Source organism: Ochrobactrum teleogrylli (genome assembly GCF_006376685.1).
Taxonomy (GTDB): Bacteria; Pseudomonadota; Alphaproteobacteria; order Rhizobiales; family Rhizobiaceae; genus Brucella; species Brucella teleogrylli.
In genome coordinates this window covers 12,674-38,362 of the sequence record NZ_VEWL01000019.1, presented here as the reverse complement: position 1 = coordinate 38,362, position 25,689 = coordinate 12,674, and the positions used below count along the sequence as shown (strand labels likewise).

Sequence of the window (25,689 nt, the reverse complement as noted above, 5' to 3'; positions counted from 1 at the left end):
ACAAAACAGCCGCCGGTCACGGGATGAACGGCGGCTGTGAAAAGCGAATAGTGGACTATTATTCGATCAGCAGGGCATCGTCGTCGAGCGTCTGGCCGCGCACCTTGCGGAACATCTCGATCAGGTCTTCCACGCCCAGCGTCTTGCGCTTGTCGCCGGTAACATCGAGCAGAATCTTGCCGCCATGCAGCATGATGGTGCGGTCACCATAGTCGAGCGCCTGACGCATGGAATGGGTGACCATCAGTGCCGTCAGCTTGTTTTCGGTGATGAGCGTACGGGTCAGTTCCATGACGAATTCAGCCATGCCCGGATCGAGCGCTGCGGTATGTTCGTCGAGAAGCAGAACTTCCGAACCGGCCAGCGTTGCCATGATCAGCGAAAGCGCCTGACGCTGCCCGCCGGAGAGAAGTTCCATGCGGTCCTGCATCCGGTTTTCAAGGCCGAGATTGAGGCTCGCCACGCGCTCGCGAAACCATTCGCGACGATTGGAATTCAGCGCATGGGTGAAGCCGCGCTTCTTGCCACGCGATGCGGCAAGCGCGAGGTTTTCCTCAATGGTCAGGGTGCCGCAACTGCCAGCCAGCGGGTCCTGAAACACGCGTGCGACGAGACCGGCGCGTTCGGCGGTGGATTTGCGGGTCACATCCTTGCCACTGATCACCACCTTGCCGCCGGTCGGGATGACATCGCCCGCAAGCACACCGAGAAGGGTGGATTTGCCAGCGCCATTCGAGCCGATAACGGTGACGAAGGAACCGCGATCCATGGTCAGGTTGATTTTGTTCAGAACCTGCTTTTCCAGCGGGGTACCGCGACCGAAGACGACATCGAGATTGGATACTTCGATCATGCGGATGCTCCCCCGCGGCGCATGCGCGGCAATATCAGGGCGAATGTAACGAGAAGCGCGGTGGCGATGTTGAGATCGGACGCCTGCAGGCCGAATGTGTTGCCGTTCGAAAGTGCAAGCTGGATGGCGATGCGGTAGATGACGGAGCCGAGCACGCAACCGATCAGGATCACCAGCAGGTTGCGCGTGCGCAGGATGGTTTCACCGATGATGACCGCTGCGAGACCAACGACGATGGTACCAACGCCCGAGGTGACGTCCGCAAAACCGTTCGTCTGGGCGAAAAGCGACCCGCCAAGCGCGACGAGCGCGTTGGACAGCGCCATGCCGATATAGATCTGGCGATCCGTCTGTACGCCCTGCGCGCGCGCCATTTTCGGATTGGCGCCGGTCGCACGCATGGCGAGGCCCATGTCGCTTTCCAGAAAGCGCCAGACGATGAAGACCGCGATGGCCACCAGCACGAACAGGAAAGCCGGACGCACGTAATATTCCGGAATGCCGTGGCCGAAGAAGGGGCTGAGCATCGTGTCCTGATTGATGAGCGCGATATTCGGCCGACCCATCACACGCAGGTTCACCGAGAACAGCGCGATCATCGTCAGAATGGATGCGAGCAGATTGAGAATCTTGAAGCGGACATTCAGCGTGGCGGTCACGAGACCGGCTATCGCGCCGGCAACCATGGCGATTGCGGCGGCGAGCCATGGGTTGAGGCCTGCGAGGATCAGAACGCCGGTTACAGCTGCACCGAGCGGGAATGAACCGTCTACCGTCAAGTCGGGAAAGTCGAGGACGCGAAACGCCAGATAAACGCCAATGGCGACAAACGCGAAAACGAGGCCTAATTCGACCGCACCCCAGAAGGCGATCTGACTCACAACGACATTCCTTGTACTTTGCCGCAATCGACAAGGATGAAGCCGGTTTTCCGGCATAAGACCATCCGCAAGCCTGCGGGCATCGAGGCTTCGTGCCTCCGATTGCCCAAAAGGCTTTCACCAATCGCGACCGGTTTTGGTTTGAGTGTATCCGGCGGGCGAGGCCCGTGCGGATCGTTTCCCGGCTAGATCATTTGTTCCCATTATTATTCCAGTGGGATTACAACTCTCGTAATCCCGAGCGCAAGCCCAAACCGCGCCAAAGGCCCGCAAATGCGGCTTTATGTGCGGCTCACGCAACATTCGTGCGGTATTGCCCCACCTTGGGTATTGTTTGGAACTCCTTTGGCCTTTGTCCAAAAAGAAGAAGGCGAGAGTTTTCACTCTCGCCCCCTTTTTTCTGCGGTCTGATCGATGATCAGTCGATCTTGCTGGTGGCGCGGTCGATCACGGCCTTCGGGAATTCCACGCCCATCTTCTTGGCGGCGCCAAGATTGATGACGAGATCAGTGCCCTTGGCGATTTCAACTGAAATGTCGCCCGGCTTTTCGCCCTTCAGGATGCGTGCAACCACAGCGCCGGTCTGCTTGCCGACGTCGTAATAGTTGAAGCCGAGTGCAGCCATCGCACCACGCTTGACGGAATCCGTATCGGCGGTGAAGAGCGGCAGCTTGCTTTCCTCGGCAACGCCGACAGCGCTTTCGAGGGCCGAAACAATGGTGTTGTCGGTCGGCACATACATGGCATCGGCGCGGCCGACGAGGGCCTGCGCAGCGCCCTTGACTTCAGCCGACTTGGTGGCGGCGGATTCAACGATTTCGATGCCGTCAGCGGCAGCAGCTTCCTTCAGCGCAGCCAGAAGCGAGACCGAATTGGTTTCGCCGGAATTGTAGAGATAGCCGAGCTTCTTGATGTTCGGCATCACTTCCTTGATGAGCTTGATATGTTCGGCCACCGGCGACATGTCGGAGAGGCCGGTTACATTGCCGCCCGGCTTTTCCATGCTTTTGACGAGCTGTGCGCCGACCGGATCTGATACGGCGGTGAACACAACCGGTATGTCGCGCGTGGAAGAAACCACGGCCTGAGCCGAAGGGGTGGAGATCGGAACGATCACATCCGGGCCTTCGCCGACGAACTGACGTGCGATCTGTGCGGCGGTTGCCGGGTTGCCCTGTGCGGACTGATAGACGAATTTGAGATTTTCGCCTTCCTTGAAACCGGCTTCGGCCAAAGCATCCTTGACGCCGTCACGGGCAGCGTCGAGCGCCGGATGTTCGACGATGGCGGTCACGGCGACGGTAACGTCTTTTGCCTGGGCCGAAGTGGCAATGGCCGTTGCGGCCAGCAATGCCAGAAGTACAGAACGCATGAAAATCTCCCCTAATTGGTTTCTATGCTGTTGATTGCTTAATCAAGTTGATAGCCGAAATCAATCAGCACGGGAACCGGACAGATTGCATGGGGGAATACGGGTCGCTTGATGAAGCGGCTGTCAGGCTTGTTCCACCCCATGGGTTTCCAAAAGCGACTTCATGCGTTTCACGGCAAGCTCCGGCCTGTCGAGCACATTGGCCTTGTCCGCCAGCTGAAAAATGTCGGCATAATGGACAATGCCGCGCGCCGACTGCATTCCGGCTGGCATGGTGAAATGCGTCTGGTGGCCGTTGAGCCATGCGAGAAACACGATGCCCGCCTTGTAATACTGGGTCGGCGCTTCGAAAATCTTGCGCGATAGCGGGACGGTCGGCTCTATGATGGCGCGGAAACGGGCGCTGTCGCCTTGGGCAAGCGCTGCCAATGCGCTGGAGGCCTGTGGCGCGACCGCATCGAAAATGCCGAGCAAGGCATGGCTGTGCCGGTTGCCGTCGCCTTCGATCAGCGGCGCATAGTTGAAATCATCGCCTGTGAAACAGAGCACGCCTTCCGGCAACCGGTCTCGTAATGCCAGTTCGTAACGTTCTTCGAGTAGCGAAATCTTGATGCCTTCCACCTTGTCGCGGTTGGCTTCGATGATGTCGATGACGGTATCCAGCGCATCCTCGAAATTTGAGGCTCCCCAGTAGCCCTTGAGCTGCGGATCGAACATGTCGCCTAGCCAGTGCAGCACAACTTTCTCGCGGGCATTGGAGAGAATGTGCCCATAAACCTTTGCGTAATCGTCGGGCGAGCGGGCGATACGGGCAAGGGCGCGGCTTGCCATCAGGATGAAACGCCCGCCGTGTTTCTCGATGAAACCAGCCTGTGTTTCGTAGGCCTTGATGATGTCATCAAGGCTCTTGGCATCCGCCGGATCGAGATGGTCGGTGCCAGCACCGCAGGCGAGATCGGTACCCGCTACGGTCTTGCTTTCAGCCAGCGAGCGGCGGATCAGCTCCTGCGCGCCCGTCCAGTTGAGGCCCATGCCGCGCTGCGATGTGTCCATCGCTTCGGCGATCCTGAAACCGAGACTCCAGAGATGATGCCGGAAAGCCATGGTCGCATCCCAGTCGAGCGCGGGATTGCTCCAGGGCGTCGTATCTTTTCGCGGGTCGGAGACAACATGCGCTGCCGCATAGGCGATGCGATTGAATTGCGGGGGAGCGGACGGTCTTTCGGTCGGCGTTCCGACAAGCCGATATGGAAGCAGGGTTCCACCGGCCTTCGGCAAGGTCAGCATAGTGTCGAATGCAACGCCCATCATCGTCCTCCCATGAACCTCAGTCTTGATAATTTAGAACGTTCCAAATGGCAAGGAATAAGCCTATTTCAAACAGATATAGCCCATTATTTAGAGAATTCCGCCTAAAAAGGGCCAAAAAACAAGGCGATATCATGGCAATATTACGGCTAAATTTATCTAATTGACAATTTTGGAACGTTCCAATTAACTTAGCGGCAGAAGTCGAGGAAAGCCATGAACAAGAGCAGCGTTACGGTCATCGATATTGCACGCGAGGCAGGCGTGTCCAAATCGACCGTGTCGCTCGTGCTGCGTGACAGTCCGCTGGTTCACGCTGAAACGCGGGTCAAGGTACAGGCGGCAATCGAAAAGCTCGGTTATGTCTATAACCGCAGCGCCGCAAATCTGCGTCAGGCGAAGTCGAAGATCATCGGGCTGGTCGTCAATGATCTGACCAACAGCTTCTTTGCCGAACTGGCGGTGGGCATAGACCGCGTGATGCAGTCGGCGGGCTATGTGCAGTTTTTGGCCAATACCGGCGAAAGCATCGACCGCCAGCGTGAGGTGATCGCCTCCATGCGGGAACATGGCATTGCGGGGCTGATCGTTTCACCGGCGCGCGGTACGGAATCAGGCGATCTGAAGCCGCTGGCGAAAAGCGGCCTGCCGGTCGTGCAGATGGTGCGCGATGTGCCGGGTTCCGGCGTTTCGTCCATTCTGTCCGACAATCGCGGCGGTGTCGCGAAGGCCGTCGAGCATCTGGTTGGTCTGGGTCACAGGAACATCGCCTTCATGGGCGGCTATGCGGATACCGCGGTGTTTTCGGAGCGTGTTTCCGGATATCGCGCTGGTCTGGAGCAGGCGGGTCTCGCCTTTGACGAGGCGCTGATCTTCACATCGGCGCCGTCGCGGGCAGGTGGTGTGGAAGCAGTCGAGCGCATGTTGCTGCACGGCGCAAAACCAACGGCCACGGTGTGTTTCAACGATGCGGTGGCGTTTGGTGTTTGTGACGGCCTGCGCGCCGCGCATCTGGAACCGGGTCGCGATTTCGGCGTGGTCGGCTTTGACGATGTGATCGAAGCAAAGACGGCGGTGCCCGCATTAACAACGGTGTCGGTCGATCCGCAGGGGATGGGCGAACGGGCGGCACAGCTTCTGTTGAAGCAGATCAACTCGGAACGGGTGGAGGCGGAGGCGCAGCGTTTGGCGGTGCGTCTTGCGGTGCGCGCAAGCTGTGGCGCGCAGACCAAAAAGGAGGAGAAACACCAATGGCAAAGTGGGGCCTTATAGGCGCAAGCACGATTGCGAAAGAGTGGGTGATCGGAGCCATTCGTGCGACCGGCGGCGAAGTCGTTTCGGTTTACAGCACCAATGCCGCGCGCGGCGAAACCTATGCCCGCGATAATGGTATTGGCCGCTCGGTGACAAGCCTTGATGCGATGCTGGCCGATCCGGAAATCGACGCTGTCTATATCTCCACCACCAATGAACTGCATCGCGATCAGGCGATTGCCGCGGCACAAGCAGCTAAACACGTCCTCTGTGAAAAGCCGCTGGCGCTGACGATTGGCGACGCCCATGCCATGCTGAAAGCCGTGCGCGAGGCAGGCGTTGTGGCTGGCACCAACCATCATCTGCGCAATGCCGCCAGCCACCGCGCTATGCGCGATGCCATCGCAGAAGGCCGGATCGGCAAGGTGCTTGGGGCGCGGGTTTTCCATGCGGTTTATCTGCCGCCACATTTGCAGGGCTGGCGCATTGAACGACCAGATGCCGGTGGCGGCGTCATCCTCGATATCACCGTGCACGACGCGGACACGCTGCGTTTTGTGCTGGGCGAAAACCCGGTCGAAGCCTTGGCTTTCAGCCAGCAGGGGGGCCTCAGCGGCGATGGTCTGGAAGACGGTGTGATGGGTGTGCTGCGCTTCTCCTCCGGCGCGATTGCCCAGTTCCACGATGCTTTCACCGCCAAATATGCCGAAACGGGCTTTGAAGTGCATGGCAGCGAAGGCTCGCTGGTGGCGCGCAATGTGATGACGCAAAAGCCGGTCGGCACCGTGCTGCTGCGTGATCAAAACGGTGAGCACGAATTGCCGCTCGACCAGAAAAATCTCTACGAAACAGCCTTGCAGGCATTCCACAACGCGATTGCGGGCAAGGGCCAGCCTTCTGCAACACTCGAAGACGGCATCTGGTCGCTCGCCACCGGGCTTGCGGTCGCGGAAGCCGCCAAGACTGGCAAGGCAACCGCCGTTCAATCTGGACTCTGAACACCATGAACAAGCATATTTCGGCTGCGGAAGCGGCTGCACTCATCCCCGACAATGCTGTCGTTTCGGTCTCGTCATCAAGCGGTCTCGGCTGTCCCGACCTGACGCTGAAAGCGATTGGCGAGCGGTTCGACGAGACGGGCCACCCGAAGAACATCACCACGCTGCACCCAATTGCGGCGGGCGATATGAGCGGCATCAAGGGGGTGGATTACATCGCCAAGCCCGGGCTGTTGAAGAAGATCATCGGCGGGTCTTATCCGTCCGGCCCGTCGAATGCCGAACCGCCGCTGATCTGGCAGATGATCACCAATAATGAGATTCCGGCCTATAATGTCCCGTCGGGCATCCTGTTCGACATGCACCGTGAGGCGGCGGCAAAGCGCCCCGGCGTGCTGACCAAGGTAGGGCTCGATACATTTGTCGATCCCAAGCGTCAGGGTACGGCGATGAATGACAAGGCTACACAAGAGCCGGTGGTGAAACATGTCAGCTTCGAAGGCGAGGACTGGCTTTATTTCCCCGCCATCATCCCGCAGGTGGCGATCATTCGCGCGACGACGGCGGATGAACGCGGCAACCTCACCTATGAGCATGAAGGCGCTTATCTCGGCGGTCTCGATCAGGCGCTGGCAGCGCGCAACAATGGCGGCATCGTCATTGCGCAGGTGAAGCGCATCGCCAAGGAAGGCACGCTGAAGCCGCATGACGTTCGCGTGCCGGGCGTTCTGGTCGATTATATCGTTGTCGATCCCGACCAGAAGCAGACCACGCAGACGCTCTACGACCCGGCGATTTCGGGCGAGATTTTCCGCCCGCTGGATACATTCCGTCTCGCCGAATTCAATATTCAAAAAGCGATTGCACGGCGTGTCGCGCAGGAATTGCAGGCGGGCAGCGCGGTCAATCTCGGCTTCGGCATTTCCGCCAATGTGCCACGCATTTTGCTGGAAGAAGGCCTGCACGGTGCCGTGACCTGGGTGATCGAGCAGGGTGCTGTCGGCGGCGTGCCGCTTCTGGACTTCGCTTTCGGCTGCGCGTCCAATGCCGATGCCTATATGCCGTCACCCTATCAGTTCACCTATTTTCAGGGTGCCGGTTTTGATGCCTCGCTGCTCTCGTTCCTTGAGATCGGGCGCGACGGTTCGGTCAATGTGTCGAAACTTTCATTCCGTCCGCATGTCACGGCGGGAGCGGGCGGCTTTGTCGACATTACCGCACGCGCCAGGAAGATCGTCTTTTCCGGCATGTTCAATGCGGGTGCGAAATTGTCGGTCGCTGACGGTAAGCTGGTGATCGAAAAAGAAGGCAAGCTCAAAAAACTGGTCACGCAAGTCGAGCATGTCACCTTCTCAGGCCCCCGCAGCGTCGCGCAGGGACAGGACATTACCTACGTCACCGAACGGGCGGTGATGAAGCTGACGCCGGAAGGTATCGTGCTCACCGAGATTGCGCCGGGTGTCGATTTGCAGGCGCATATTCTAGATCAATCCGAATTTCCGCTGATCGTTTCCGACCAGCTCAAGACCATGGATGAAGCGCTGTTCCGCGAGGAGCCAATTGGACTTGAATTGCCGCAAAAACCGGCGCGAAAGCTGGAGGCGCGACATGGCTGATAGGATAGAAATTTCGACCGAAAATCACATCGCGGTCATGACGATCAAGCGGCCCGAAAAGCTCAATGCATTCGATATTGAGCTTTTGCAGGAATTGTCTGCCGCCTGTGATCGGGTGGAGGCGGATAGCACTGTGCGGGTTGCAATCCTGACCGGTGAGGGCAAAGCCTTTTCAGCAGGCGGCGACATCAAGGCCTGGGGCGGCATGGAACCGCAGGAATTCGGCCATGCCTGGGTGCGCTATGGTCATCGGGTGTTCGAGCGGCTTGCGACTTTGCGTGTGCCCTTGATCGCGGCAATGAATGGTCATGCTCTGGGCGGCGGGCTGGAATTGGCAGGCGCTGCCGATATCCGCATTGTCGAAAAACAGGCGAAGATCGGTCTGCCGGAAACATCGCTGGGCATGATCCCCGGCTGGTCGGGCACGCAGCGTCTTGTACACCGCTTCGGCGCGCAGGTCGTGCGGCGAATGGTGCTGGGCGGCGAGATGTTCACGGCTGAGGAAGCGCTCTCGCACGGGTTGGTCGATGCCGTTGTGGAAACGGGCGCAGCCTTGCAGGCGGCGCAGGATTATGCGGCGCGGGTGGCACAACGCGGACCGGCTGCACTGGAAATTTCCAAACTGATGCTGTCCGTCGCCAATGGCGAGGACAACGGAACCGCTGTCGAGGCGCTGGGTTCCATCCTTGTCGCCAAGACCGGCGATCTGAAGGAAGGTGTGCGCTCGTTTAGCGAAAAGCGCGAAGCGAATTTTAAAGGAGAATGGTGATGAGCGTTATTGTAAAGCCGCAACCGCTGGCCGGACTGGCCGTCCGCGAATTCTCCATGCTGATCGATGGCAAATGGGTGGGCAGCCAGAGCGGCCAGACCATTGAGCGCGTGGCCCCCGGCCATGGTGTCACGGTGAGCCGTTATCCGGCGGGCAACAAGGCGGATGTGGAACGCGCCGTAGCAAGCGCACGCAAGGCTTTCGATGACGGGCGCTGGTCGTCTAAGACTGCTTCGCAGCGCTCGCTGGTTCTGCTGAAGGCTGCCGAGCTGATCGAGGCGCGGGCCGAAGAGCTTGCCTATCTCGATGCGATTGAAGCTGGAAAGCCGATCAGTCAGGTGCGTGGCGAGATTGCCGGTTCGGTCGATATCTGGCGCTATGCGGCAGCGCTGGCGCGCGATCTGCATGGCGAGAGCTATAATACGCTGGGCGACGGCACGCTGGGCGTGGTGCTGCGCGAGGCGATTGGCGTCGTCTCCATCATCACGCCGTGGAATTTTCCGTTCCTGATCGTCGGGCAGAAGCTTCCTTTCGCGTTGGCTGCAGGCTGCACAGCGGTCGTCAAGCCGTCGGAACTCACCTCCGGCTCGACGCTGGTGCTGGGTGAAATTCTGGCCGAGGCGGGCGTGCCGGATGGCGTCGTCAACATCGTCACCGGAACTGGTGCGGATGTCGGCCAGCATATGAGCACGCATTCAGATGTGGACATGGTGTCGTTTACTGGTTCCACTGGCGTCGGCAAGCTGACCATGGCCAATGCCGCTCAGACCCTGAAAAAAGTGTCGCTGGAGCTTGGCGGCAAGAACCCGCAAATCCTGTTCCCGGATGCGGATATGGATGCCTTCATCGACGCGGCGGTGTTCGGCGCGTGGTTCAATGCGGGCGAATGCTGCAATGCCGGTTCGCGGCTGATCGTGCATCGCTCGATTGTCGATGAGATTGTCGAGCGCGTCGCCGATCTGTCGAAAAAGGTCATTGTCGGCGATCCGCTCGATGTCAGCACACAGGTGGGCGCGATCATCACGCCGCAGCATCTGAGCAAGGTTGGCGCCTATGTCGATCAGGCCAGAAAGGCTGGTGCGGCGCTGGCGCATGGCGGTGAGGTGCTCGACCTCGGCCTCGGCCAATATATGGGCCCGACCATTCTGTCCGGTGTGAAGGCCGACATGGCCGTGGCGCGTGAAGAAGTGTTCGGGCCGGTTCTGTCGGTATTGTCCTTCGACAGCGTGGATGACGCAATCTCGATTGCCAATGCGGTCGATTACGGTCTTTCGGCAGGCGTGTGGAGCCGTGATTTCGATACCTGCATGACCATCGGGCGCAAGGTGCGTGCTGGCACAGTCTGGATGAACACTTTCATGGACGGCACGCCGGAACTGCCTTTCGGCGGTTATCGCCAGTCGGGTCTGGGGCGCGAATTGGGCCGTCATGCGGTGGAGGATTACACCGAGACCAAGACACTCAATATGCATATCGGTGCGCGGACGGCCATGTGGATGCCGCAGGCGAAGTAGGGAGTGACGGCTTTGGGAGGACAGCCGGATATCGTCATAATCGGATCGGGTATCGGCGGCGCGACGATGGCCGCCGGTCTTGCTGCGTCGGGTGCCAACATTCTCATCCTTGAGGCGGGGGAGCATTTGCTGGACAGGCCGGAAAACCGTGACCCGCGCGCTATTTTCCAACAAGGCTTCTTTCGTCCGAAAGAGTTCTGGTACGAGACGAACGGTACGCCGTTCAATCCCGGCAATTATTACAATGTTGGCGGCAATTCCAAATTCTTTGGCGCGGTGCTGATCCGCTATCGCCGCGAGGATTTTGCAGAAATGGCGCATCTGGAAGGGGTCTCGCCCGCCTGGCCCTTTTCCTATGAAGAACTGGAGCCGTGGTATAGCCGCGCCGAACAGCTGTTTCAGGTGCGCGGTGAACTGGGCGGTGATCCGACCGAGCCAGATCATTCAAAGTCTTATCCCTATCCGGCGATCCGCGACGAACCAGCCATTGCCGATGTGCGGGCGCGGTTGAAGAAAGCGGGATTGCATCCGGCATCGCTGCCGCTGGGGGTCGATATCGACCGTTGGCTGGCAAAGGCCAAAACGCCGTGGGATGCGCATCCGAATAGCAATGACGGCAAGATGGATGCGGAAACCTGTCCGCTCGCGGTTGCCCTCAAGCATCCCAATGTCCGGCTCGAAACTTCCGCACGGGTGACACGGCTGGAAGCCGGGCCGGATGGCAAGACCATTGCCACCGTGCATTATGTGAAGAACGGAGAGGCGCTGGTCCTGCGCCCGAAGCTGGTCATTCTGTCCGCCGGTGCGGTGCAATCGGCGGCGCTCCTGTTGCGGTCGGGACTGGCCAATCGCTCCGATCAGGTGGGGCGCAATTTCATGAACCACAATGCGAGCGCCGTAATCGCTTTCGGTCCGCGTTATCGCAATGACAGCGTCTACCAGAAGACCTTTGGCTTCAACGATTACTATCTGTCGGACGGGGCAGGCGGGCCGCCATTGGGCAATGTGCAATTGCTGGGGCGCATCTCGGGTGCGATCCTCAAATCCAGTATGCCACGAGTGCCGGAATGGCTGTTGAACCGGATTGCCGGACACACAATCGATTTCTACGCCATAAGCGAAGATCTGCCGTCGCCGGAAAGCCGTGTGACGGTGGATGGCGACCGCATCGTTTTGCATTGGGTGCGCAGCAACTGGCAAGCGCATCTGATGCTGGTGGAAAAGCTCAAATCCGCTCTGCGTGCGGCAGGGTTTCCGGTCGTGCTGTCACGCGCCTTTGACCGGCGCACGCCGTCGCATCAATGCGGGACGGTGCGCATCGGCAATGACCCGGCGACGGCGCCGCTCGATCCATGGTGCCGGGCTTACGATCACCCCAATCTCCATGTGGTCGATGCATCGCTCCTGCCGACATCGGCGGCAGTCAATCCGGCGCTGACCGTTGCCGCACAGGCGTTGCGCGTCGCGGACCATTTGAACCGGGAGGTTCTGGCATGAACCGTCAAAGACCTGTGGCGCTGGTAACCGGCGGACGTCGCGGCATCGGGCTCGGCATCGCCCGCGCCCTGGCGGCAAAGGGTTTTGATCTGGTGATCACCGATATTGAGGACGACGAGGCCGTCATTCACGAATTGCGCGGCATGGGCGGCAGGGTGGCTTTCTTCAAAAGCGATCTGGCTGCCGTCGAGACGCATGAGGCGACCATTGCCGCTGTGCTGAAGGAGTTTGGCAGCATCGACTGTCTCGTCAACAATGCGGGCATGGGGTCGGTCGAGCGCGGCGATTTTCTTGGGCTGAAGCCTGAAAATTTCGACACCATCATGGGGGTCAATTTGCGCGGCACAGTGTTTTTCACGCAGGCGATAGTGAAAGCCATGCTGGCGGTAACCGATGTGCGTTTTCCACGCAGCATCGTGACGATCAGTTCGGTTTCATCGGTGATGAGTTCGCCGGAAAGGCTCGATTATTGCATCAGCAAGGCGGGGCTGACCGCCTTCGTGCAAGGGCTGGCGCTGCGTCTGGCCGAGGCGCGGATTGGTGTGTTCGAAGTGCGTCCCGGCATTATTCGCACCGATATGACCGCGAAGGTCGCCGAGCGCTACGACACGCTCATTGACGGCGGGCTGGTGCCGATGAAGCGCTGGGGCGAAGTGGGGGATGTTGGCGCCATCGTGGCCGGGCTTGCGGGCGGAAATTTCATATTCGCCACCGGGTCGGTGATCAATGCCGATGGCGGCCTTTCGATAGCAAAGCTTTAGGAACGATGTGATGAATTACGATTATATCATCGTTGGCGGCGGGCCTGCCGGTTGTGTTCTCGCCAATCGGCTGAGCGAAGACGCGTCTGTAAAAGTACTACTGCTAGAGGCAGGCGGCAGCGACTGGAATCCGCTGTTCCATATGCCTGCGGGCTTTGCCAAAATGACCAAGGGCGTAGCGAGCTGGGGCTGGGAGACCGTTCCACAAAAGCATATGAAGAACCGCGTGCTGCGCTATACGCAGGCCAAGGTCATCGGCGGCGGTTCCAGCATCAATGCGCAGATTTATACACGCGGCAATGCCGCTGATTACGATCTTTGGGCCAATGAAGATGGCTGCACCGGCTGGGATTATCGCAGTGTGCTGCCCTATTTCAAACGCGCCGAGGACAATCAGCGCTTCAACGACGATTACCATGCCTATGGCGGGCCGCTGGGCGTCTCCATGCCGTCCGCACCGCTGCCGATCTGCGACGCTTATATCCGCGCTGGGCAGGAACTGGGGATACCCTACAACCCGGATTTCAACGGGCGCGAACAGGCGGGCGTCGGTTTCTATCAGTTGACGCAGCGCAACCGCCGGCGGTCGTCCGCCTCGCTTGCTTATCTCGCATCGATCAAGGGACGGCGAAACCTGACGGTCAGGATCAATGCGCCAGTCCGTAACATCGTGCTGGAAAAGACGCGCGCCACAGGCGTGGCCCTGATGAGTGGCGAGGTGTTGCGCGCATCGCGGGAGGTCATCATTTCATCGGGCGCTATCGGCTCGCCAAAGCTTCTGCTGCAATCGGGCATCGGTCCCGCCGATCATCTGAAACAGGTTGGCGTTGCGGTGAAACACGATCTGCCCGGCGTTGGCGAAAATATGCAGGATCATCTCGATCTGTTCGTCATTGCTGAATGCACTGGCGATCACACTTATGACGGCGTGGCAAAGCTGCACCGCACGCTTGGCGCGGGCCTGCAATATATGCTGCTTCGCTCCGGCCCGGTGGCGTCGAGCCTCTTTGAAACGGGCGGTTTCTGGTATGCCGATCCGGATGCCCGTTCGCCGGATATCCAGTTCCATCTGGGACTGGGATCGGGGATTGAAGCAGGTGTCGAGAAGCTCAAGAATGCGGGCGTGACGCTGAATTCCGCCTATCTGCATCCACGCTCGCGGGGCACGGTGCGGCTTGGTTCGAGCGATCCCGCTGCTGCGCCGCTGATCGATCCCAATTATTGGAGCGATCCGCACGATCTGAAAATGTCATTGGAAGGGCTGAAGATCGCGCGTGAAATCATGCAACAGGCCGCACTGAAACCCTATGTCATGGCCGAGCGGCTGCCGGGACCGAAAGTGGTCACCGACGATGATCTGTTCGACTATGCCTGCGCCAATGCCAAGACCGATCACCATCCGGTCGGCACGTGCAGGATGGGCACCGACGCTTCAGCCGTGGTCGATCTGGAACTGCGGGTGCACGGTCTGGAGGGGTTGCGGGTGTGCGACAGCTCGATCATGCCGCGCGTACCGTCCTGCAACACCAACGCGCCAACCATCATGGTCGGCGAAAAGGGATCGGACATTATTCGTGGACGCGATCCGCTGCCGCCGACCGTCTTCTCCTGGGAGAAAAACCAACAGAAGCCGCGTGCAAGGGTTTAATCCGTGCCGTCAGCCGGTTCGAAGCGCAAATAACCCACAATACTCGATCCCTTGCGGTTCGGCGTGTCTGACGGGTGATTGACGCCGTCATTGACCGGAATGACCTTGAAATCGAAAGGTGAGACGCCTTCCAGACAAGCCGCATTCACGCCGAACTGGTGCGGATTGGAGCGGCGCTGGTGATGGGTATAAATCCCGCATTTGGAGCAGAAATAATGCTTCGCGATGCCGGTATTGAAAGTGTAGAGCGTCAGCGCATCTTCACCTTGCAGAATTTCCAGTCCGCCCACTTCCGCAGTTACGGCAACCGCTCCACGCATCCGGCAATAGGAGCAGGTGCAACGTCGCGCACTGTGCAGGCCATTGGACAATTTTACGCGAAAACGCACCGTTCCGCAGTGACACGCGCCATTGGCTTCCGTGATGTCCGGATTCATTTTTCCCTCCATTCTGCTTATGGGGAGGATATTTTCTTTTCTGCCAGTTTACCACCGGCGAAAACCGATTAAGTTCGGTTTCGGAAATGCTTCAGGGAGGGAGCGGCATGAGCGAATTCGCAGTCATCACAGGCGGCAGCACGGGGATCGGCAGACATCTGGTTACGGCTTTTGCTAATGCGGGCTATGCGGTGGCTTTCAGCTTCAAGGATGACGACGACGCAGCCCAGTCGCTGGTCGAGGCGATTGAAGCGGGCGGCGGTCAGGCGCTTGGACTTGCCTGTGATGTCGGCGTTGGAGCCGAGGTCGAAGCTTTCTTCGATGAGGCGTGCAGCTGGTTTGGCGATGCGCCGGATGTGCTCGTCAACAATGCCGGTATCCAGAGATGGAAATCATTGCTGGAACTCGCCGAAGACGAGTGGGACGATGTCATCCGCACCAATCTGAAAGGGTGCTTCCTCAACACGCAGGCTGCGGCCAAGCGGATGGTGGATGCCGACAAGAGCGGCGCGATCATCAATATCGGTTCGGGCTGCAACAAGCTGGCTTTCCCGAAACTTGTTTCCTACACGGCCTCCAAGGGCGGCATTGAGCAGTTCACCAAGGTTTCGGCGGTGGAACTCGGGCCGCATGGCATTCGGGTGAATTGTGTCGCTCCCGGCGCGATCCTCAATGAGCGCACGGCGCTGGAACAGCCCGATTATGCGGGCACATGGGCCAAGGTGACGCCATTGCGCCGGGTCGGCAGCGCTGAGGATCTGTCCGGTCCGGTGCTGTTCTTTGCTTCCGAGGCGGCGCGTTTCGTGACGGGCCAGACATTATGGGTCGATGGTGGCGTCTTTTCGCAGGCCAACTGGCCTTATGATAAGTGATTTTTAAGTGGTGATCCCGACTGGATTCGAACCAGTGGCCTACAGATTAGGAATCTGTCGCTCTATCCTACTGAGCTACGGGACCGACCGTTAAACCATCCGCTGTTGCCAGTGATGCCAGCATGTTCGGATATTTTCGACACATACTGGGTTTCATGGCGGTAGCCAACCCCGCAAAAAGCGGGGTAGGCGGATTTTCTCAAGTTTGGAGTGACGTCAGGCGGCAAGCGCCGTCTCGGCGACGGACACGAAATAGCTGACGCCATAGGGAATAGCGTCGTCGTTGAAATCATAGGCCGGGTGATGCAGGCCCGGCGTATCGCCATTGCCGATGAAGATATAGGCGCCGGGGCGTGCTTCCAGCATGTAGGAAAAATCTTCCGCAGCCATCATCGGCTCGACATTGGCGTTGACCTTGCCTTCACCTGCAACGCCGGTGGCGATGCGCTCGGCAAATTCCGTCTGCGCATCGTGGTTGAAGGTGACCGGATAATTGTTCTTATAGCGCACGGTAATTTCTGCGCCCGTGGCGGCGGCGATCCCGGCAGCCACTTCGCGGATACGGCGTTCGGCGAAAGCGCGGGTTTCCTTTTGCAGCGTGCGCACGGTGCCCGACAGTGTCGCCTTTTCCGGGATCACATTGTAGGCCTCGCCCGCGATGAATTTCGTGACCGAAATGACGAGTGAATCCAGCGGATCGGTATTGCGCGAGACGATGCCCTGCAAGGCGATCATCAGCTGCGAACCGGCGAGGATCGGATCAATCGTGCGGTGCGGCTGTGCCGCATGACCGCCGCGACCGCTGACGAAGAGATCGAATTCGTCGGTTGCGGCCATGATCGGGCCCTTGCACATGGCAAACTGGCCCACGGGCAAACCCGGCATATTATGCACGCCATAGACTTCCGAAATGCCGTAGCGATCCATGACGCCGTCCTGGACCATGGCGAGGCCGCCCGCGCCGCCTTCTTCGGCAGGCTGGAACAGCAACGCGACCGATCCGCGGAAATTGCGGGTCTCGCTCAGATATTGTGCAGCGCCCAGCAGCATGGAAGTGTGCCCGTCATGGCCGCAGGAATGCGCCTTGCCGGGAATTTTCGATGCCCATTCGACGCCGCTGGTTTCATTGATCGGCAGAGCGTCCATATCGGCGCGCAGGCCGATGGCCGGGCCGTCGCCGTGGCGGCCCTTGATGATGCCGACCACGCCGGAGCGTCCGACGCCGGTTTCCACGTGGTCGCAGCCGAAAGCTTTCAATTTTTCCGCGACGAATTTTGCAGTGTCGTGCACGTCGTAGAGCAGTTCGGGATTCTGGTGAAGCTGGCGACGCCAACCGGCGATTTCCGCCTGCGTTTCTACGGCACGATTAAGCACTGGCATTTCGGAGAGGCTCCCGTATTGGGTCTATATAGGCATGGGTATCAGGTGTGATTTGAAGGGTACAGGATATGACGTTTCGGTGAAATCCGGCAATCCCTGTTTGCCTTTTCCTCGCCACATGGCATAGATAAGAGCAACGCAAATCCTCCTTATATGACCGAACGTGTCGTGTGTCGTCCTGATGGCGATTTGGAACCATTGAATTGAGCCGTGCAAACGGAGACCCGCAGAAGTTGCGGGCCATTATTGATTGGAACTGCGCAATGTTGTCGAAGTCGTTGAAAATCCTGGTTGCTGCCGCAGCAATGGCTGGCACGGCGATGGGAGCGGCGGTTGCCAATCCATCAATCGCCGTCGATGTGGCGACCGGCAAGGTTTATGCCCAAAAGGATGCGTTCCAGCGCTGGTATCCGGCTTCGCTCACCAAGATGATGACCGCCTATGTGGCGTTTCGCGCGCTCCAGTCCGGTCGCATGACGCTTGAATCTCCGGTGCCGATGACGGTTCGTGCCGCCAAGGAGCCGCCGAGCAAGATGGGCTACAAGCCGGGCTCGGTTATGACGCTCGATACCGCGCTGAAGATCATGCTCGTCAAATCCGCCAATGACGTCGCCGTCGCCGTGGGCGAGGCAGTCGGCGGCAGCGAAGCTGGCTTCGTACAGCTCATGAATGCGGAAGCGCAGCGTCTCGGCATGGTCGGATCGCATTTCGCCAATCCGAACGGTCTGCACGATCCGAACAATTATACGACGGCGCGCGATCTTGCGGTGCTCGCTGTGCAGCTGCGGCGTGAATTCCCGCAATATGCGCATTATTTTGCCACCGAGGCCATCGATCCGGGTGCGGGCAAGAAAATTCAGGCCAATTACAACATTCTGCTTGGCCGTTATGACGGCGCGGACGGCATGAAGACCGGTTTCGTCTGTGCGTCGGGCTTCAATCTGGCCGGGTCCGCCACGCGCAACGGTCGCACGGTGCTCGCCATCGTACTCGGCGCGGATCGTCAGGAAGCGCGCGCCGTACAGGCTGCGCAGCTGATGACCGATGCATTTCGCGCCAGCGCGTCCGGCGGCGCAACGCTTGCGACGCTGCGACCAACCGCAGGCGGCAATCTCAATGAGGCTGTCGATATGCGCAAGGCGATTTGCAGCAAGGAAGCCATGGCCGACCGCTGGGACGGTCGCGATGTCGAAGGCAAGCTGAAGATCAACTCGCCCTATATTCACGCCATGGATCACGATCCGGTTGCGGTGCAGGTTGGGCTTGTTTCCGAACCTGGCCCGGTCACAAAGCCGAGCCAGTTGCATATTTCGCAGGTGCCTGTGCCGATGCCACGCCCGCAGCGTGCGGTGGGTATAAAGACGACCGCGATCAACTGATCCACCATAATATTGGGTTGATAGGGTCAACTCTGTCCGTCGTGTTCCTGAAGTGTCGCGCCCTCAAAGTGTGAAGTGTTTGCCATGCCAAATCCTATTCCCGTCTCCGTGTTGACCGGCTTTCTGGGCTCCGGCAAGACAACGCTGCTCAACCGGCTTCTGAAAGACCCGGCCCTGAGCGACACCGCCGTCATCATCAACGAATTCGGTGAGGTGGGTATCGATCATCTGCTGGTCGAGCAGGCGAGCGAAGGCGTTATCGAGCTTTCCGACGGTTGCCTCTGCTGCACGGTGCGCGGCGAGCTGGTCGATACGCTGGCTGATCTGATCGACCGCTTGCAGACCGGGCGCATCAAGGCGCTGAAGCGGGTCATCATCGAAACCACCGGTCTTGCCGACCCGGCGCCGGTGCTGCATTCGATCATGGGGCATCCGGTGCTGATGCAGGCCTTCCGTCTTGATGGCGTGCTGACGACCGTTGACGCCGTGAACGGCATGGCGACACTCGACAACCACGAGGAAGCGGTCAAGCAGGCGGCGATGGCCGACCGCATCATCCTGACCAAATCGGATCTGCCGGAAGCACAGGCGGGTTTGCCAGCGTTGAAAACACGGTTGCGGGCGCTCAATCCGGGTGCGGAAATTCTGACGGCAGGCGATCAGCGTACCGGCTTTGCGGCCTTGTTCGAATGCGGATTATATAATCCCGAGACCAAAACGGCGGATGTGCAGCGCTGGCTCAAGGCGGAAGCCTATGAGCATGATGACCATCATCATCACGACCATGCGCATCATCATGATCACGGGCACGATCATGACCATGTTTGCGGCCCGAATTGCGACCACGATCATCATCATGCGCATCACCACCATCATGACGATGCCATCCGCTCGTTTTCGCTGCGGCATGATGCGCCCATTCCGCTCTCGAGTTTCGATATGTTCCTCGATCTCTTGCGCTCGACGCATGGCGAGAAGCTGCTGCGTGTCAAAGGCATCGTCCAGATCGCAGAAGACCCGGAACGTCCGGTGGTGATCCATGGCGTCCAGAAAATCTTCCATCCGCCAGCGCGCTTGCCGCAATGGCCGCAGGGTGAGAAGCAGACGCTTCTGGTGATGATCGTCAAGGATCTGCCGGAAAGCTATGTGCGGGAACTGTTCGACGCATTTCTGGGTCGTCCAAGCCTCGACCGGCCTGATCGCGCAGCGCTGATGGAAAACCCGCTGGCAATCCCGGGCTTTTCACCGAAGCACTGAATCTTATTTTTTCCGGATCAGGAAACGCTGCACGGTTTCGCTGCGCTCATGTTCAATGAGCGCATGGCCTTCCTGCGCGCAGAAATGCGGCAGGTCGATACCGGAAAGCGGGTCGGTCGCCTCCACCCAGAGATATGCGCCGCTTGGCATTTTCTCCAGACGATGACGGGTCTTCAAAACCGGAAGGGGGCATTTCAGCCCCCTCAGGTCATAAACGGGAATGTGCGCCTCGGTAGAGGTCAGTTGCCGATGATCTTCCACCATGGCTTTTTCGCTTCCGGTGCAGCCACAGGTGCGGGCTGATCGATATTCTGTGCAACCGTGCTGCCGGTCGTCACTGGCGAAACGTCGGCAGGCATTGCGGGGCTCTGGGCGGGGTTTTGCTGCGGTGTCGGCACAGAGGCGGTGACCGGAGCGGCTACCGGAGCCGTGGCCGGAGCTGCAACGGGAGCCGTTGCGGCAATTGCGCTCACTGGCTGCGCAAGTGCAGGCGTAGCAGGACGAATATCCGGTGCGCCAGCCTTTTCAGCCGATGATGGCGTGAGCGACGGCGGTTCGCGGGTTACCTTTTCGCCGCGAGCGCGGGCAGCGCTCCAGGCCGAAACGAGCTTGGCTTCGGTCAGGCCCTGAATCGACGGAGCAGGGGCTTTCTGAGAAGCGCTGAAGGCGCTCTGGAAGGTCTTTTCATAAGATGCGTAGGCCGTCGACATGGCGTCGGTGTTGGCCGACGGCGGGCAGGCATCCGTTGCTGAGAGTGGCTTTCCGTCTGGCGAAGCGACGTTGAACACGTAGCGCTTCTCGCAAACATCAACCTTCGGCGGAACCTTGGTCACTTCGAAGGCGTCATAGCCCTGCTTCAGCATTTTCCAGAAGCCGTAATTCGGGTCGCTCTTGTAGCGCGCCATGTTGGCATTGGTCATGCGGAACGGGAAGGCCTGAATCTGGAAGTCGCGCTGGCCGCCCTTGAAGGCGTCGCGTCCGAAGGCGTAGATTTCAGAAACGCTTTCGTCGGTCATCGAATAGCAGCCCGACGAAGAGCATGCGCCGTGCACCATCAGGTTCTGGCCCGTGCGCCCGTTGGCGCGGTCATAAGCGTTGGGAAAACCGATGTTGAAGGCGAGATAATAATTGGATTTCGGGTTCATCTGCGTCGGGTGGACGGTGTAGAAACCTTCCGGAGCCTGACGGTCACCCTCGATATATTTCGGTCCGAGCTTGCCCGACCATTTGCAGATTTCATAAGAGGCAATCTGGTCGTATTTGCCGTTATTCTTCTGCTTCCAAACTTCGAGAACGCCTTCTTCCTTGAAGATTCTGACCAGAATCGGCGAGGTGCGGGTCATGCCCTTCGCCTTCATCTTGGTGACGATCTTCTCGGGAAGCGGCTTTTCAGCGCGCAAGCTCAGGTCGGATACGGACGAGCCCTGACACCCCGCGAGAAGCGCGGTTGCCATGACGGTTCCAAGTATTGCGGTTCTGATCTTCATATCGCATCGAGTCTGTTAGAACGGTGCAAGAGACGATTTCCTGCAAGGGTGATTTTGACAACCAAACCTTACGGTATCGTTTACAAATCCTTGCCTGGATATCTAAAAATTAACGCGACGGCAATATGGCGGAAATGACGTGAAGATGCAAATCCGGGATGCGAAGAACATCCCGGATGAGAAATGCCAAAACTGGCAGGGCTTTATTAGAGATTACGGCCGATCTGGAGGAATTTCTGACGGCGTTCCTGCTTCAGCGTTTCGCCGTCGACATCCTTCATCGACCGTAACGATGCCGTGATCATGTCGCCCGCCGCATCGATGACAGCTTCCTTGCCGCGATGCGCGCCGCCGAGCGGCTCAGGAATGATACCGTCGATGACCTTGAGATCGAACAGATCCTGCGCGGTGATGCGCATGTTGGAGGCGGCATCCTTGGCGCGGGTGGAATCGTGCCACAGGATCGAGGCCGCGCCTTCCGGCGAGATGACCGAATAGATCGAATGTTCGAGCATATAGACGCGGTTGGCGACGGCAATCGCGATAGCACCGCCCGAACCGCCTTCGCCGATGATGATCGAGACCACCGGCACGCGCAGACGCAGGCATTCGGCGGTGGAACGCGCAATGGCTTCCGCCTGGCCGCGTTCCTCGGCGCTGACACCCGGATAGGCGCCTGCCGTATCAACCAGCGTGATCAGCGGCAGCTGAAAACGGTCGGCCATTTCCATGATGCGGACGGCCTTGCGATAGCCTTCCGGGCGGGCCGAGCCAAAATTGTGCTTGAGGCGCGTCTTGGTGTCCGAGCCCTTTTCCTGACCGAGAATGGCGACCGGCTGTCCGTTGAAACGGGCAAAGCCAGCCTGCAGCGCTTCGTCATTGGCGAACTGGCGATCACCGGCCAGAGGCGTGAATTCCGTAAACAGCCGGTCGATATATTCCAGGCAATGCGGACGATCCGGGTGGCGGGCGATCTGCGCCTTCTGCCACGGGGTCAGCTTGCGGTAGATATCTTTCAGCGCATCGGCCGAACGCTTCTCGAGGCGGCGAATCTCGTCGCTCATCTCAACGCTGCCTTGTTCCTGCGCGAGCTTCTTCAGCTCAAGAATCTGGCCTTCGAGATCGGCGACGGGTTTTTCAAAATCGAGATAGTTGTACATCGGGCCTGACTGTTCGTGCGTTTCCAACGAGATCGCCGCAATAGCGTGCCTGAAGAAGGCTGTTTTACGGCGCCTTACATATTCACTGCGGGCTCAACTTGCAAATTTTGCTTTTCTCATAACCGGAGCAGGCTCAATCGGCAAGCGGATGATGTTCACTGACGAGCTTATGCAGTCTTTCCTCAAGCACATGCGTATAAATCTGCGTGGTCGAAATATCGGCGTGGCCGAGCAATTGCTGCACCGTGCGCAAGTCAGCGCCGTTCTGCAAAAGATGGCTGGCAAAGGCGTGGCGCAGAACATGGGGTGAAATGGCGGCGGCGGAAAGATTGGCGCGGGCGGCCAACCCCTTCAATTCGCGGGCAAAAACCTGTCGCGCCAGATGCCCGCTTTCGGAGAAGGCTGGAAACAGCCACGGGTTCTCTTCGCAGGCGGGCAGGGAATCGCGCAAGGCCAAAAAGGTCTGCAACGCATCCCGCGCCTTGGTCGACAGCGGCACCATACGATCTTTCGAGCCCTTACCCCGCACCAACAAAAAACGGTGATCGGTGCGCGCAACGCGGACCGGCAGGCCCACCAGCTCCGAAACACGCAAGCCCGTGGCATAAAGCGTTTCAATCAGCGCATGAAGCCGCAGTGCCTTGATGCGCTCGCCTTGTTCTTGCGCTTCGCCTGCTTCCAGCGCCGCCCGGTCGAGAAGGCGGGTGACCTGATCGACGCTCATGATTCTTGGCAGCGGCTTTTGCTTCTTCGGCGCATCGATGACGCCGGTGGGGTCGTCCTGCCGAAAGCCTTCCGCATAGAGAAAGCGGAAGAACTGGCGCAGCGCGGACAGCCGCCGCGCCTGCGATGTCGCGGCAAAGCCTTCCCTCGCCATGCCGTCAAGCACCGAGCGAATGTGATCGGCCTCAGCCTCCGCTAGATTGATGCCGCGCTCAGCCAGCGCTTCGGCGGTCATGGTGAGGTCGCGCGCATAGGATTCGAGCGTATTGCCTGCCGCGCCCCGTTCAGCGCTCATCATTTCAAGGAAATTTTCAATCGCCAGCGATGCGCGCATCATTATTCCTGTGAAGGCGTGGTTGTTTCAATAGCTGGCGTCTCGCTTGCGGCGGTTCCAGCATTTGAAGGTGGTGGCGCAATCGGCACTGGGTTTAGTTTGGAGGCTGGAATCTCCACCCGCATTTCCTGGGTCTGCGGCTCGACGAAATTCGCAAGCGCATACATCGCAGCATAGACAATGGCTGCGATCAGGACGACGAAAGCGATGAGGCGCGTCAGCGTAGGCATCTGTCGTTTATGATGCGGCATTGCGGTGAAAGCAAGAATGTCGGTGGCGTCGCTGCAAAAAGCCGCCATTCCTCCTTTCAGATTCCATGAAAGCAATTGACGCCGCCCGGTTTTTCATGTGGAACCATCCCAAATGGATGAGGTTGATGAGCAGTATAGAAAAACAAGCCAATTCACATGAAAAGGCTGGGCTGCATGAGAAGGCGGGGCTCCACGGGCGAGCCGACGCCATCCGTGGTCTGCTCGGTACGAAGGTTCTGGTGCTGGTCGGCCTGATGGGCGCTGGCAAGTCCACCATTGGCCGCAAAATGGCTTCGATGCTCGGCCTGCCTTTCCGCGATGCCGATACGGAGATCGAAGCTGTCTCGCGCATGACGATCCCCGAACTGTTCGAAGCCTATGGCGAGGTTGAATTCCGCGACCTTGAACGCCGGGTGATCCTGCGTCTTCTCGATGACGGCCCGATGGTGCTTGCCACGGGCGGCGGCGCTTACATGAATGCCGAAACGCGCACGGCCATAGGCGCTGCGGGTGTTTCCATCTGGCTCAATGCCGATATCAATGTGCTGATGGACAGGGTTTCCCGCCGCCAGAACCGGCCGCTTCTTCGCAACAGCGATCCGCGTGCCGTCATGCAGAAACTGATGAATGAGCGCTATCCGGTTTATGCGCTTGCCGATCTGCACATGATGACGCGCGAAGAGAAGAAAGAAATCATCGCCGACGAGCTGATCGAGGTTCTCGCCCAGCATCTGGAAAAACGGCATCTGGAAAAATCGACTGGAGAATAGAATGAATGCGCCTTCGTCCGCACATGACAGTGTTACCGTGCCGGTTTCGCTGGGAGAGCGCTCTTACGATATCCTGATCGGCAAGGACCTCGTTGACCGTGCGGGCGCGGAAGTTGCCAAGCGCCTGAAGGGCGCGCGCGTTGCCATCGTCACCGATGAAAATGTCGCCAGGGTGCATCTTGAACGGCTGCGGACAAGCTTTGGCAATGCCGGTATCGAAGCCACGCCGGTCATTGTGGCGCCGGGCGAAAAATCCAAGTCCTTCGCGACGCTTGAAACCGTCACCAATGCCATTTTGGCGGCCCGGCTGGAGCGCGGCGATGCGCTGGTGGCTTTCGGCGGCGGCGTGGTGGGCGATCTGTCCGGCTTTGTGGCCGGGATTGTGCGGCGCGGCATGAATTTCGTGCAGATGCCGACCTCGCTTCTGGCGCAGGTGGATTCGTCGGTTGGCGGCAAGACGGGCATCAACACTGCCTATGGCAAGAATCTCGTCGGTGTTTTCTACCAGCCGCAGCTGGTGCTGGCCGACACGGATGTGCTGGACACGCTGAGCCCGCGTGAATTCCGAGCCGGTTATGCGGAAGTTGCCAAATATGGCCTCATCGACCGCCCGGATTTCTTCGCCTGGCTGGAGAAAAACTGGCAGGAAGTCTTTGCCGGTGGCACGGCGCGAGCGCAAGCGATTGCCGAATCCTGCCGTTCCAAGGCCGCCGTGGTGGCGCGCGACGAGCGCGAAACCGGTGACCGGGCGCTGCTTAATCTCGGCCATACATTCGGACACGCGCTGGAAACGGCGACGGGCTATGATTCGAGCCGTCTGGTGCATGGCGAGGGTGTCGCCATCGGCATGGCGCTGGCGCATCGTTTTTCGGTCAAGATGAATCTGGCCGGTGTGGAAGCAGCGGAACGGGTCGAGGCGCATCTGAAGGCTGTTGGCCTGCCGACGTCGCTTGACGAGGTGCCGGGCGGTCTGCCGCCTGCGGAAAAGCTGATGGACTATATCGCGCAGGACAAGAAAGTGGCGCGCGGCGCGCTCACCTTCATCCTCACCCACGGGATCGGCCAGTCTTTCATCGCCAAGGATGTGCCGCCCGCCGCCGTGCTTGAGTTTTTGAAGGAACGTCTCGCGGACGCATAAATTTCATAGCGCAACCGGTCGGCGCGGACG

The 25,689-nt window shown here is 59.1% G+C and carries 24 protein-coding genes and 1 tRNA gene; 13 read left to right on the top strand and 12 right to left on the bottom strand.

Features of this window, described 5'->3' with window-relative positions; genetic code table 11:
- Positions 1 to 58: 58 nt before the first annotated feature.
- The 4 genes from FIC94_RS20690 to FIC94_RS20675 all read right to left on the bottom strand — a co-directional run bounded on the left by FIC94_RS20690 (position 59) and on the right by FIC94_RS20675 (position 4,414).
- On the bottom strand, positions 59 to 853 hold the full coding sequence (locus FIC94_RS20690; protein ID WP_140026249.1) for an ABC transporter ATP-binding protein: 795 nt from the start codon (positions 851 to 853) through the stop codon (positions 59 to 61).
- Positions 850 to 1,734, bottom strand: a complete 885-nt coding sequence (locus FIC94_RS20685) for an ABC transporter permease (protein ID WP_109370010.1) — start codon at positions 1,732 to 1,734, stop codon at positions 850 to 852. The genes FIC94_RS20690 and FIC94_RS20685 overlap by 4 nt, the downstream gene beginning before the upstream one ends.
- Positions 1,735 to 2,152: 418 nt before the next feature.
- Positions 2,153 to 3,106 carry an ABC transporter substrate-binding protein gene (locus FIC94_RS20680; RefSeq protein ID WP_140026248.1) on the bottom strand — a complete coding sequence of 318 codons (954 nt, stop codon included), beginning with the start codon at positions 3,104 to 3,106 and terminating at the stop codon, positions 2,153 to 2,155.
- 123 nt (positions 3,107 to 3,229) lie between these two features.
- Positions 3,230 to 4,414: a dihydrodipicolinate synthase family protein gene (locus FIC94_RS20675; RefSeq protein WP_140026261.1), complete on the bottom strand. Its 1,185-nt coding sequence runs from the start codon at positions 4,412 to 4,414 to the stop codon at positions 3,230 to 3,232.
- Positions 4,415 to 4,630: 216 nt separating this feature from the next.
- Here FIC94_RS20675 and FIC94_RS20670 point away from each other — a divergent pair, with 216 nt between their 5' ends.
- Genes FIC94_RS20670 through FIC94_RS20635 form a run of 8 tightly spaced genes read left to right on the top strand, consistent with a single transcriptional unit; the run spans position 4,631 to position 14,471 of the window.
- A complete protein-coding gene (locus tag FIC94_RS20670) occupies positions 4,631 to 5,686 on the top strand; it encodes a LacI family DNA-binding transcriptional regulator (RefSeq protein WP_121536855.1) in 1,056 nt (351 codons plus the stop codon).
- Positions 5,665 to 6,666 carry a Gfo/Idh/MocA family protein gene (locus FIC94_RS20665; RefSeq protein ID WP_140026247.1) on the top strand — a complete coding sequence of 334 codons (1,002 nt, stop codon included), beginning with the start codon at positions 5,665 to 5,667 and terminating at the stop codon, positions 6,664 to 6,666. The genes FIC94_RS20670 and FIC94_RS20665 overlap by 22 nt, the downstream gene beginning before the upstream one ends.
- Positions 6,667 to 6,671: 5 nt before the next feature.
- Positions 6,672 to 8,282, top strand: coding sequence for an acyl CoA:acetate/3-ketoacid CoA transferase (locus tag FIC94_RS20660; RefSeq protein ID WP_140026246.1), 1,611 nt, complete (start codon positions 6,672 to 6,674; stop codon positions 8,280 to 8,282).
- A complete protein-coding gene (locus FIC94_RS20655) occupies positions 8,275 to 9,051 on the top strand; it encodes an enoyl-CoA hydratase/isomerase family protein (protein WP_140026245.1) in 777 nt (258 codons plus the stop codon). Before FIC94_RS20660 ends, FIC94_RS20655 begins: the two co-directional genes overlap by 8 nt.
- Entirely contained in the window at positions 9,045 to 10,565 is a 1,521-nt protein-coding gene (locus FIC94_RS20650; RefSeq protein ID WP_124915135.1) for an aldehyde dehydrogenase family protein, read from the top strand. The genes FIC94_RS20655 and FIC94_RS20650 overlap by 7 nt, the downstream gene beginning before the upstream one ends.
- A 12-nt stretch (positions 10,566 to 10,577) precedes the next feature.
- Positions 10,578 to 12,062, top strand: coding sequence for a GMC oxidoreductase (locus FIC94_RS20645; protein ID WP_140026260.1), 1,485 nt, complete (start codon positions 10,578 to 10,580; stop codon positions 12,060 to 12,062).
- Complete coding sequence (locus FIC94_RS20640) at positions 12,059 to 12,823, top strand: 3-ketoacyl-ACP reductase (RefSeq protein ID WP_140026244.1); 765 nt, start codon at positions 12,059 to 12,061, stop codon at positions 12,821 to 12,823. Before FIC94_RS20645 ends, FIC94_RS20640 begins: the two co-directional genes overlap by 4 nt.
- 10 nt (positions 12,824 to 12,833) lie before the next feature.
- The gene (locus tag FIC94_RS20635) at positions 12,834 to 14,471 is read left to right on the top strand and encodes a GMC family oxidoreductase (RefSeq protein ID WP_140026243.1); all 1,638 of its coding nucleotides are present in this window, start codon (positions 12,834 to 12,836) and stop codon (positions 14,469 to 14,471) included.
- Here the strand turns inward: FIC94_RS20635 and FIC94_RS20630 are convergent.
- Positions 14,468 to 14,908, bottom strand: coding sequence for a GFA family protein (locus tag FIC94_RS20630; RefSeq protein WP_140026242.1), 441 nt, complete (start codon positions 14,906 to 14,908; stop codon positions 14,468 to 14,470). The two genes, FIC94_RS20635 and FIC94_RS20630, sit on opposite strands and share 4 nt — an antisense overlap.
- 107 nt (positions 14,909 to 15,015) lie before the next feature.
- On the opposite strand from FIC94_RS20630, the gene FIC94_RS20625 reads away from it, so the two are divergent.
- Entirely contained in the window at positions 15,016 to 15,780 is a 765-nt protein-coding gene (locus tag FIC94_RS20625) for an SDR family NAD(P)-dependent oxidoreductase (RefSeq protein WP_140026241.1), read from the top strand.
- A gap of 8 nt (positions 15,781 to 15,788) precedes the next feature.
- Here FIC94_RS20625 and FIC94_RS20620 read toward each other — a convergent pair.
- Together FIC94_RS20620 and FIC94_RS20610 are read right to left on the bottom strand one after the other, a co-directional pair.
- Positions 15,789 to 15,865: transfer RNA gene (locus FIC94_RS20620), tRNA-Arg, on the bottom strand.
- A 131-nt stretch (positions 15,866 to 15,996) separates the two neighbouring features.
- Positions 15,997 to 17,160: a M20 aminoacylase family protein gene (locus FIC94_RS20610; RefSeq protein ID WP_109369996.1), complete on the bottom strand. Its 1,164-nt coding sequence runs from the start codon at positions 17,158 to 17,160 to the stop codon at positions 15,997 to 15,999.
- A 263-nt stretch (positions 17,161 to 17,423) separates the two neighbouring features.
- On the opposite strand from FIC94_RS20610, the gene FIC94_RS20605 reads away from it, so the two are divergent.
- A complete protein-coding gene (locus tag FIC94_RS20605) occupies positions 17,424 to 18,539 on the top strand; it encodes a D-alanyl-D-alanine carboxypeptidase family protein (protein ID WP_121536832.1) in 1,116 nt (371 codons plus the stop codon).
- A gap of 84 nt (positions 18,540 to 18,623) precedes the next feature.
- A complete protein-coding gene (locus FIC94_RS20600; RefSeq protein WP_140026240.1) occupies positions 18,624 to 19,796 on the top strand; it encodes a CobW family GTP-binding protein in 1,173 nt (390 codons plus the stop codon).
- A 3-nt stretch (positions 19,797 to 19,799) separates the two neighbouring features.
- Here FIC94_RS20600 and FIC94_RS20595 read toward each other — a convergent pair whose 3' ends face one another.
- The 5 genes from FIC94_RS20595 to FIC94_RS20575 all read right to left on the bottom strand — a co-directional run bounded on the left by FIC94_RS20595 (position 19,800) and on the right by FIC94_RS20575 (position 23,730).
- Positions 19,800 to 20,057 (bottom strand): sulfurtransferase TusA family protein, encoded by a 258-nt coding sequence (locus tag FIC94_RS20595; RefSeq protein WP_235858911.1) that lies wholly within the window; start codon positions 20,055 to 20,057, stop codon positions 19,800 to 19,802.
- On the bottom strand, positions 20,036 to 21,283 hold the full coding sequence (locus FIC94_RS20590) for a L,D-transpeptidase family protein (RefSeq protein ID WP_140026239.1): 1,248 nt from the start codon (positions 21,281 to 21,283) through the stop codon (positions 20,036 to 20,038). Before FIC94_RS20590 ends, FIC94_RS20595 begins: the two co-directional genes overlap by 22 nt.
- Positions 21,284 to 21,489: 206 nt before the next feature.
- Positions 21,490 to 22,443 carry an acetyl-CoA carboxylase carboxyltransferase subunit alpha gene (locus FIC94_RS20585; RefSeq protein ID WP_109369991.1) on the bottom strand — a complete coding sequence of 318 codons (954 nt, stop codon included), beginning with the start codon at positions 22,441 to 22,443 and terminating at the stop codon, positions 21,490 to 21,492.
- Positions 22,444 to 22,576: 133 nt separating this feature from the next.
- A complete protein-coding gene (gene xerD / locus FIC94_RS20580) occupies positions 22,577 to 23,500 on the bottom strand; it encodes a site-specific tyrosine recombinase XerD (RefSeq protein WP_140026259.1) in 924 nt (307 codons plus the stop codon).
- A 2-nt stretch (positions 23,501 to 23,502) separates the two neighbouring features.
- Positions 23,503 to 23,730, bottom strand: a complete 228-nt coding sequence (locus FIC94_RS20575; protein WP_109370334.1) for a hypothetical protein — start codon at positions 23,728 to 23,730, stop codon at positions 23,503 to 23,505.
- A gap of 146 nt (positions 23,731 to 23,876) precedes the next feature.
- Here FIC94_RS20575 and FIC94_RS20570 point away from each other — a divergent pair, with 146 nt between their 5' ends.
- Positions 23,877 to 24,521, top strand: a complete 645-nt coding sequence (locus FIC94_RS20570; protein ID WP_140026238.1) for a shikimate kinase — start codon at positions 23,877 to 23,879, stop codon at positions 24,519 to 24,521.
- A 1-nt stretch (position 24,522) separates the two neighbouring features.
- Positions 24,523 to 25,659 carry a 3-dehydroquinate synthase gene (aroB, locus tag FIC94_RS20565; protein ID WP_140026237.1) on the top strand — a complete coding sequence of 379 codons (1,137 nt, stop codon included), beginning with the start codon at positions 24,523 to 24,525 and terminating at the stop codon, positions 25,657 to 25,659.
- Positions 25,660 to 25,689: the final 30 nt, after the last annotated feature.

Excerpts from the sequence above, each read along its gene's own strand:
- FIC94_RS20605 (WP_121536832.1), top strand. The coding sequence starts at position 17,424 with ATGTTGTCGAAGTCGTTGAAAATCCTGGTTGCTGCCGCAGCAATGGCT.
- FIC94_RS20640 (WP_140026244.1), top strand. The coding sequence starts at position 12,059 with ATGAACCGTCAAAGACCTGTGGCGCTGGTAACCGGCGGACGTCGCGGC.
- FIC94_RS20585 (WP_109369991.1), bottom strand. The coding sequence starts at position 22,443 with ATGTACAACTATCTCGATTTTGAAAAACCCGTCGCCGATCTCGAAGGC.
- FIC94_RS20675 (WP_140026261.1), bottom strand. The coding sequence starts at position 4,414 with ATGGGCGTTGCATTCGACACTATGCTGACCTTGCCGAAGGCCGGTGGA.
- FIC94_RS20610 (WP_109369996.1), bottom strand. The coding sequence starts at position 17,160 with ATGCCAGTGCTTAATCGTGCCGTAGAAACGCAGGCGGAAATCGCCGGT.
- FIC94_RS20690 (WP_140026249.1), bottom strand. The coding sequence starts at position 853 with ATGATCGAAGTATCCAATCTCGATGTCGTCTTCGGTCGCGGTACCCCG.
- FIC94_RS20590 (WP_140026239.1), bottom strand. The coding sequence starts at position 21,283 with ATGAAGATCAGAACCGCAATACTTGGAACCGTCATGGCAACCGCGCTT.
- FIC94_RS20655 (WP_140026245.1), top strand. The coding sequence starts at position 8,275 with ATGGCTGATAGGATAGAAATTTCGACCGAAAATCACATCGCGGTCATG.
- FIC94_RS20660 (WP_140026246.1), top strand. The coding sequence starts at position 6,672 with ATGAACAAGCATATTTCGGCTGCGGAAGCGGCTGCACTCATCCCCGAC.
- xerD (WP_140026259.1), bottom strand. The coding sequence starts at position 23,500 with ATGCGCGCATCGCTGGCGATTGAAAATTTCCTTGAAATGATGAGCGCT.
- aroB (WP_140026237.1), top strand. The coding sequence starts at position 24,523 with ATGAATGCGCCTTCGTCCGCACATGACAGTGTTACCGTGCCGGTTTCG.
- FIC94_RS20680 (WP_140026248.1), bottom strand. The coding sequence starts at position 3,106 with ATGCGTTCTGTACTTCTGGCATTGCTGGCCGCAACGGCCATTGCCACT.
- FIC94_RS20570 (WP_140026238.1), top strand. The coding sequence starts at position 23,877 with ATGAGCAGTATAGAAAAACAAGCCAATTCACATGAAAAGGCTGGGCTG.
- FIC94_RS20650 (WP_124915135.1), top strand. The coding sequence starts at position 9,045 with ATGGTGATGAGCGTTATTGTAAAGCCGCAACCGCTGGCCGGACTGGCC.
- FIC94_RS20575 (WP_109370334.1), bottom strand. The coding sequence starts at position 23,730 with ATGCCTACGCTGACGCGCCTCATCGCTTTCGTCGTCCTGATCGCAGCC.
- FIC94_RS20670 (WP_121536855.1), top strand. The coding sequence starts at position 4,631 with ATGAACAAGAGCAGCGTTACGGTCATCGATATTGCACGCGAGGCAGGC.
- FIC94_RS20625 (WP_140026241.1), top strand. The coding sequence starts at position 15,016 with ATGAGCGAATTCGCAGTCATCACAGGCGGCAGCACGGGGATCGGCAGA.
- FIC94_RS20600 (WP_140026240.1), top strand. The coding sequence starts at position 18,624 with ATGCCAAATCCTATTCCCGTCTCCGTGTTGACCGGCTTTCTGGGCTCC.
- FIC94_RS20665 (WP_140026247.1), top strand. The coding sequence starts at position 5,665 with ATGGCAAAGTGGGGCCTTATAGGCGCAAGCACGATTGCGAAAGAGTGG.
- FIC94_RS20635 (WP_140026243.1), top strand. The coding sequence starts at position 12,834 with ATGAATTACGATTATATCATCGTTGGCGGCGGGCCTGCCGGTTGTGTT.
- FIC94_RS20630 (WP_140026242.1), bottom strand. The coding sequence starts at position 14,908 with ATGAATCCGGACATCACGGAAGCCAATGGCGCGTGTCACTGCGGAACG.